This is a genomic window from Empedobacter sp. R132-2, from assembly GCF_030324375.1.
Taxonomy (GTDB): Bacteria; Bacteroidota; Bacteroidia; order Flavobacteriales; family Weeksellaceae; genus Empedobacter; species Empedobacter falsenii_B.
In genome coordinates this window covers 24,647-32,149 of record NZ_JACAGG010000035.1, presented here as the reverse complement: position 1 = coordinate 32,149, position 7,503 = coordinate 24,647, and the positions used below count along the sequence as shown (strand labels likewise).

The 7,503-nt window shown below is 31.3% G+C and carries 8 protein-coding genes; 2 read left to right on the top strand and 6 right to left on the bottom strand.

Annotation, left to right across the window (positions count from 1 at the left end; all coding sequences use genetic code 11):
• Nucleotides 1-113 precede the first annotated feature (113 nt).
• Together HXZ69_RS13000 and argS are read right to left on the bottom strand one after the other, a co-directional pair.
• Complete coding sequence (locus HXZ69_RS13000; RefSeq protein WP_135835150.1) at nt 114-584, bottom strand: DUF1810 family protein; 471 nt, start codon at nt 582-584, stop codon at nt 114-116.
• Nucleotides 585-647: 63 nt separating this feature from the next.
• A complete protein-coding gene (gene argS / locus HXZ69_RS12995) occupies nt 648-2,420 on the bottom strand; it encodes an arginine--tRNA ligase (protein WP_286475224.1) in 1,773 nt (590 codons plus the stop codon).
• Nucleotides 2,421-2,530: 110 nt separating this feature from the next.
• On the opposite strand from argS, the gene HXZ69_RS12990 reads away from it, so the two are divergent.
• Complete coding sequence (locus HXZ69_RS12990; protein WP_125349811.1) at nt 2,531-3,886, top strand: DEAD/DEAH box helicase; 1,356 nt, start codon at nt 2,531-2,533, stop codon at nt 3,884-3,886.
• Nucleotides 3,887-3,914: 28 nt separating this feature from the next.
• Here HXZ69_RS12990 and msrA read toward each other — a convergent pair whose 3' ends face one another.
• Entirely contained in the window at nt 3,915-4,448 is a 534-nt protein-coding gene (msrA, locus tag HXZ69_RS12985; RefSeq protein WP_038336125.1) for a peptide-methionine (S)-S-oxide reductase MsrA, read from the bottom strand.
• 65 nt (nt 4,449-4,513) lie between these two features.
• Nucleotides 4,514-4,975, bottom strand: a complete 462-nt coding sequence (locus tag HXZ69_RS12980) for an Lrp/AsnC family transcriptional regulator (RefSeq protein WP_115001022.1) — start codon at nt 4,973-4,975, stop codon at nt 4,514-4,516.
• Between the two features lie 328 nt (nt 4,976-5,303).
• Between HXZ69_RS12980 and metK the strand changes: the two genes are divergently transcribed.
• On the top strand, nt 5,304-6,563 hold the full coding sequence (gene metK / locus HXZ69_RS12975; protein ID WP_038336123.1) for a methionine adenosyltransferase: 1,260 nt from the start codon (nt 5,304-5,306) through the stop codon (nt 6,561-6,563).
• 59 nt (nt 6,564-6,622) lie between these two features.
• Here metK and HXZ69_RS12970 read toward each other — a convergent pair whose 3' ends face one another.
• Together HXZ69_RS12970 and HXZ69_RS12965 are read right to left on the bottom strand one after the other, a co-directional pair.
• Nucleotides 6,623-7,000 carry a hypothetical protein gene (locus HXZ69_RS12970; protein WP_280046299.1) on the bottom strand — a complete coding sequence of 126 codons (378 nt, stop codon included), beginning with the start codon at nt 6,998-7,000 and terminating at the stop codon, nt 6,623-6,625.
• A gap of 97 nt (nt 7,001-7,097) precedes the next feature.
• Complete coding sequence (locus HXZ69_RS12965) at nt 7,098-7,481, bottom strand: hypothetical protein (RefSeq protein WP_280046298.1); 384 nt, start codon at nt 7,479-7,481, stop codon at nt 7,098-7,100.
• Nucleotides 7,482-7,503: the final 22 nt, after the last annotated feature.

Below are 7,503 nucleotides of genomic sequence, written 5' to 3'. Positions count from 1 at the left end.
ATATTTGAAAAAAGGGTTCAACTATAAAAAAGTCAAACCCACCTGAAATATATTTACACAAAATTTTGGACAGTGTCTAAATAAAAAATCTCGAGCAAATGCTCGAGATTTTTTTATTTATTCATTTGTTTCAATATACTTAATGTTTTTTTATCGACTTGATCTGCATAAAAAAACTTCAAAACATCTTTGATAATTTTTTCTTTCGGAACTATAAAGTTGAATAAAGTCAAACTTGATTTCAGTTTCATTGCATCATTTTTTCCGAAAATTAATTGCGGAATTACGCCTTTATGTTGCATTAATAATACAGATAAAACTTCTAAATAATTTCCCCAAAGTTCTTCATCTTTCACAAAAGCTCTCGCCTCTTCTTTTGAAGAAATCGAAAATTCTAATGACGAATCACTCGAACCTAATCCAACTAATTGAGGAAACATAAAAACAATCCAATTCGTTTGTTTTTTTCCTGCATGAACTTCCATTAAGATTTCATCATACACAAAACTTTGCGCATCGTGAAATCGTTTCAAATTAAATTTATCGTGAGGATCTTTTTGTTTCAGTAAATCTCCTATTTTCATATTGTAAAGTTAAAAAAATACCTCACCAAATTGATGAGGCATTTTATTTATTTTATAAGTCGATTACATTCTTTCTGGAACACCAATTCCTAATAAACGTAACGAATTCTGAATTGTATTTGCAACCCATTGAGAAAGATATAAACGGAAATTTTTCACGTTTTCATCTTCATTTTTCAAGATTGGATTGTTTTGGTAGAATGAATTAAATAATTTAACTAATTCATACACATAATTCGCAATCAAAGCAGGGCTCATTTCTGTTGCTGCTTTTTCTATCGTATCTTCGAAATCGTATAATGCACGAATAATTTCTTTTTCTGCATCATTCAATTCTATTGCATTTGCATCAAATTCTTTTGGGGATTCTTTTCTCAATAATGACTGAATACGCGCAAAAGTATATTGAATAAAAGGTCCTGTATTTCCATTAAAATCAACAGATTCTTTCGGATCGAATAAAATACGTTTCTTAGGATCTACTTTCAAAATGTAATATTTCAAAGCACCCATCGCAATTGTTTCGTACAACTCAGCTTTTTCATCATCAGACATTCCGTCTAATTTCCCTAATTCTTCAGAAATCTCTTTTGCTGTATTATAAACTTCTTGCATCAAATCATCTGCATCTACAACTGTTCCTTCACGAGATTTCATTTTTCCGTTTGGTAAATCAACCATTCCGTAAGACAAGTGATGTAAAGCATCAGCCCAAGAATAACCTAATTTTTTCAAGATTAAGAACAAAACTTTGAAGTGATAATCTTGCTCATTTCCTACAACATACGTTAATTCTTCTAACGTTGGATTATTTTTGAAACGCTCTACTGCAGTTCCTAAATCTTGTGTGATATAAACCGAAGTTCCGTCTGAACGTAAAACTAATTTTTCATCCAAACCTTCTGCAGTCAAATCAATCCAAACAGAACCATCTTCTCTTTTGTAGAAAACACCTTTGTTTAAACCATCTTCAACAATATCTTTTCCTAAAATGTAGGTATTCGATTCGTATAAATATTCGTCAAAAGCAACACCAAGACGTTTGTACGTTTTAGCGAAACCATCATACACCCAACCGTTCATTTTTTGCCAAAGCTCAATAACTTTTGGTTCATGTGCTTCCCATTGACGCAGCATTTCTTGTGCTTCTAAGAAAATTGGAGCTTCTTTTTTCGCTTCGTCTTCCGTTTTTCCTTGCGCTTCTAATTCTTTGATTTCTTGACGATAATGTTTGTCAAATTCCACATAATATTTTCCAACCAAATGGTCGCCTTTCATATTTGCAGATTCTGGTGTTTCACCATTTCCAAATTTTTCCCAAGCAATCATAGATTTACAAATGTGAATCCCACGATCATTAATAATTTGTGTTTTAATCACATTATTTCCTGCTGCTTCAATGATTTGAGAAACCGAAAATCCTAACAAATTATTACGGACATGTCCTAAATGCAAAGGTTTGTTTGTATTTGGCGATGAATATTCTACCATTACCGTTCTCGAATTTTCATCAACTTTTGTAATTCCAAAAGTTGAATTTTGAGCATTTTGAGTAAAATTTTCTAAAAATTCTACTGAACTTAAACTCATATTCAAGAAACCTTTTACAACATTAAACGCTGTAATTTTATTATTTTCAACCAAATTTTCACCGATTTTAGCACCGATTTCTTCTGGTTTACCTTTCAAAGTTCTGATTAATGGGAAAACAACCAATGTATAATCACCTTCAAACTCTTTCCTTGTAAACTGAATTTCAACAGATTCAGGGTTAATTTGATAAACGTTTTGAATCGCTTCTAAAACATTCTGCGTGATGTATTGTTTTAAACTCATTTTTATTCCTTTTTACTTAATCGAAATGCAAAAGTACGAAGTTTCAACGAATTTGAACGGATTGCACATTGAGTTTTTAAGAAGTCATCAAGAAAACTTATCTTTGCAAAATGAAAGCTACATTCGCGGATTTCGAATTAACAAAACAATTGAGTTCGGCTTTAGAAAAGTTGAATATCACAACCCCAACTCCAATTCAAGAAAAATCATTCAAACCGATTCTTTCTGGACGAGATATAATGGGAATTGCCCAAACAGGTACAGGTAAAACAATGGCTTACTTATTACCCTTGTTGAATACTTATCAATACTCTAAAACGAATCAACCAAAGATTGTTATTTTGGTTCCGACACGCGAATTAGTTGTTCAGGTTACCGATATTTTAGAGCAATTAACAGAGTTTATCAATGTTCGTGTTTTAGGAATTTATGGTGGTGTAAACATCAATACTCAAAAATTATTGGTGTATGAAGGCGTTGATATTTTGGTTGGAACACCAGGTCGTGTTTTAGATTTGGCGATAGACAATGTATTATCATTCAAAGAAATGAAGAAATTAGTGGTTGACGAATTTGACGAAATGTTGAGTTTAGGTTTTCGTCCGCAACTGATTCATTTATTTACAATGATGAGCGAAAAACGTCAAAACATTTTATTTTCTGCTACGATGACAGATCAAGTAGATGATATGTTACACGAATATTTCAAAAATCCTATTGAAATTTCCTTAGCTCGTTCAGGAACACCATTAGAAAAAATCACTCAATTGGCTATTCCAGTTGAGAATTTCAATACAAAATTGAATTTAATTGTTCATCAATTAGGAGACAAAGCAAAATTTGAGAAAGTTTTAATTTTCGCAAACAATAAAAAACATGCTGATTTAATCTTTAATCATTTAGATGAAATTTATCCAGATGAATTTGGAGTAATTCATTCTAACAAATCTCAAAATTATCGTTTGAGAACAATGGAAGCCTTTACCAGAGATGAATACCGAGGAATTATCACGACAGATATTATGGCTCGTGGTTTGGATATTCCTGATGTTACGCATGTTATCAATTTCGAAATTCCAGAAATTCCAGAACAATATATTCACCGAATTGGGCGTACAGGACGTGCGGATAAAAAAGGAGAAGCGATTTCTTATTTTTCTGAAAAGGAAATTGAACGTTTAGATGCTATTGAAGCATTGATGGATAAAGAGATTAACGAACTTCCTTTTCCTGAAGAGGACGTAAAAATAAATCCTGTAAAACGTGAATTTGAGAAAGATGTTGTAAAAATGAAACAACTTACAACTGTAAAAATTGAAGAACGTGGTGCAGCATTTCACGAGAAAAAAGATAAAAATAAAAAGGTGAATTTAGGTGGTCCTACAAAACGTAAACCACCAAAATCTAAACCTAAAAACCGTGGTCAGCAAAAACAGAAAGCGAAAGCACGTAAAAAAGGAAAATAAAATGAAAGCGACCAATTGGTCGCTTTTCTTATTTTAAAATCTGTTTGAATTTAGATTTAAATTTTGCAATTTTTGGTCCAACAACTGCCGAACAATATGGCTGATCTGGATTTTCATTGTAATAACCTTGATGATAATCTTCGGCTGGCCAAAATTTATCTAAAGGCTCTATTGTTGTAACGAATTTATCTTCATACAAAGTTCCGTTATCAAACTCTTTTAACGATTCTTCCGCTTGCTTTTTTTGTTCTTCTGATGTGTAAAAAATACTCGAACGATATTGTGTACCAACATCGTTTCCTTGTCTATTTAACTGTGTTGGATTATGTATATTCCAAAAAATTTCTAATAATTCTTTGTACGAAATCACTTCATTGTCAAAAGTAATTTCAACAACTTCCGCATGATTTGTATCTGTATCACAAACCTGACGATAAGTAGGATTTTCTACATTACCTCCTGCAAATCCAGAGATAGCTTGTTCTACTCCATTTATCGAATTAAAAATTCCTTCCACACACCAAAAACAACCAGCTCCTAAAACTGCTATTTCCTTGCTCATGTCTTCTCTATTTTTACTTATTCAATCAAAAAAAATTCTAATTTATCAGAACCATTCTTATATTTTTATACCAATTGGAAAGCGGTATCATCTTTTACATCACCAATAACAAAAGTACTGTGAGTACTACCAATTACCTTTATTGTTGTTAGTTTATTTACCATAAAATCTCTGTATTCGTCCATATTTTCGAAAGACATTTTGATAATGTAATCGTAATCACCACTTACATGATAACTCGCCTGAACTTCTTTTAAATTCACAATTTCGTTTTCGAAAATCTTGATGTTATCAGCAGAATGTTGTTGTAACTTAATATGGCTAAATACCAAAAGCTCTCTGTTAATTAATCTTCTATTTACAAGCGCAACATATTTAGAAATAATTCCTGACTTTTCTAATTTCTTGATTCTTTCATGAATTGCGGTTGACGATAAATTTAACTTATCAGATAATTCTTTATAGGTAATTTTACTGTTTTCTTGTAGATACATTAGCAGCTGTTGATCGAGAGTGTCAAATTTCATTTCAATTAATTTTTTTCTAAAGTAACAACATTATTTTGAATAATTATCTATATAGATTAAAAAAATTACTCATCTACAGAAAATATATTTATAATTTATTAAAACACACCGTTTTTTGTTCTATTCTAAAAAAGATAAAAAGTTAAACTCTATAATTTTTATATACTAATAAATGTTAAATATCTTTCATTATTCATATTATTCATTGTATATTTGAGCTCGAAAAATCGAGAGGAAAGATTTGACTGATTGCAACCTCATAAAACAATTGCTAAAACAGGACTTCAGTTTTCTCCTTCCCTCTATCATTTTAAAAAAAAGTATAGAAATGTCATATTTATTTACGTCAGAATCAGTTTCTGAGGGGCATCCAGATAAAATTGCCGATCAAATTTCTGATTCAATTCTTGACCACTTTTTAGCATTTGATGCAAAAAGTAAAGTAGCTTGTGAAACTTTAGTAACGACTGGACAAGTTGTTTTAGCAGGTGAAGTAAAATCTAATTCTTACATTGATTTACAACGTGTAGCAAGAGAAACAATTGCTGAAATTGGTTACACGAAAAGTGAATATATGTTCGATGCAAATTCTTGTGGAATTTTATCTGCAATTCACGAACAATCTCCAGATATTAACCAAGGTGTAGACAGACAATCTGACGAAGAGCAAGGTGCTGGTGACCAAGGAATGATGTTTGGTTATGCTACAAGCGAAACTGAAAACTATATGCCTTTGGCGTTAGATTTATCGCACAGATTATTGAAAGAATTAGCGCATATCCGTAAATACGAAAAAGATTTGTTACCATATTTACGTCCTGATGCTAAATCTCAAGTAACAATTGAATATGATAATGACAACAAACCTGTTCGTATCGATACTATTGTAATTTCTACTCAACATGATGACTTCGCAAACGAAGAAGCAATGAGAGATAAAATTACAAATGACTTAGTAAGTATTTTAATTCCACGTGTAAAAGCGCAATTACCTGTTCATTTACGCGATTTATTTACAGATAGTATTACTTATCATATCAATCCTACAGGGAAATTCGTTATTGGAGGACCTCACGGAGATACAGGTTTGACTGGTCGTAAAATTATTGTAGATACTTACGGTGGTAAAGGTGCTCACGGTGGTGGTGCGTTCTCAGGAAAAGATCCATCAAAAGTTGACCGTTCTGCTGCTTATGCTGCACGTCATATTGCTAAAAACTTAGTTGCAGCTGGTGTTGCAGACGAAGTTTTGGTACAAGTTTCTTATGCAATTGGTGTTGCTGCTCCAGTTTCTTTATTAGTAAATACATTCGGAACTCAAAAAGTTGAGTTAACTGAAGGAGAAATTTCTACAAAAGTTTCTGAAATCTTTGATATGAAGCCTTTCGCAATCGAACAAAGATTAAAATTAAGAAATCCTATTTACAAAGAAACTGCATCTTACGGACACTTAGGTAGAGAACCAAAAACGGTTTCAAAACGTTTTGAATCTGCTAATGGACAAGATGTTGTTGAAGTTGAAGTTGAATTATTCACTTGGGAAAAATTAGACTTCGTAGATCAAATTAAAACAGCTTTCGGATTATAATCTGAAAATTTTAAATCATACTAAAAAATCCACTCAATATTGAGTGGATTTTTTTATGTTTAATTTTTACTAATCGAATTGACTAACCAATATCGTTTTCCTTCTTTGTAAGAAATATTGATACTATCTCTGGAAAGTACAATCAATTTTGTTGGTGTCCAACCCACGTTTCTTAACGAATTGCTTCCTGTCATTTCCATTTGAATATTTTCTATCGGATCAATTTTTTGAGTTGTGATAAAATCAAATTTATATAAATTCTTAGATTGAGAAACTTGCACTACTCCACTATCTTGAACAATTCCTCCTAAAGAATCTTGAAAAATAATAAATCGTCTTTCATATTTTTCTTTGTAAATAGTATTCTGGCTATCATCCTCATTATTACAAGAAAATATCATCATTAATACTGAAGCAAAACATACAATCGTTCTCATAAAACATCATTTTATATTTAACTATTTTCAGCGAAAAATATTGTATTAAAAAAGACGCTCATTTACTGAACGTCTTTTCTATTATTATTCCTAAAAATTATCTCGTTGCATTTGCGGTCCAAGTTTTACCATCTTTTGTGTAAAGAATTGTCAATTTAGCATTATCAATTCTAATATAAGATAATTCATCTGCTCCAACACTCACTAAAGTATTGTCACCTTTCTTTTCAAACTCAACACCGTTTAAATCTGGAATTTTATCAGAAAAAGCAAAATTATACTTTGTTCCACTTGCAATTTTTGTTACAAATACACTTCCATTATCAGCAGAAAGAGTATTATTTCCATCAACATAACTTATTTTTCCTTTGTAAGTTCCTGCAAAGAAATCGTTGTTTGCTGGATCATCATCATCGTTACAAGCCGTAAATACAAATAAGGCAAAAAATGTTACCGCTAAAAATTTCAATAGATTCTTCATGTTTTTATATTTTTAATTTGGT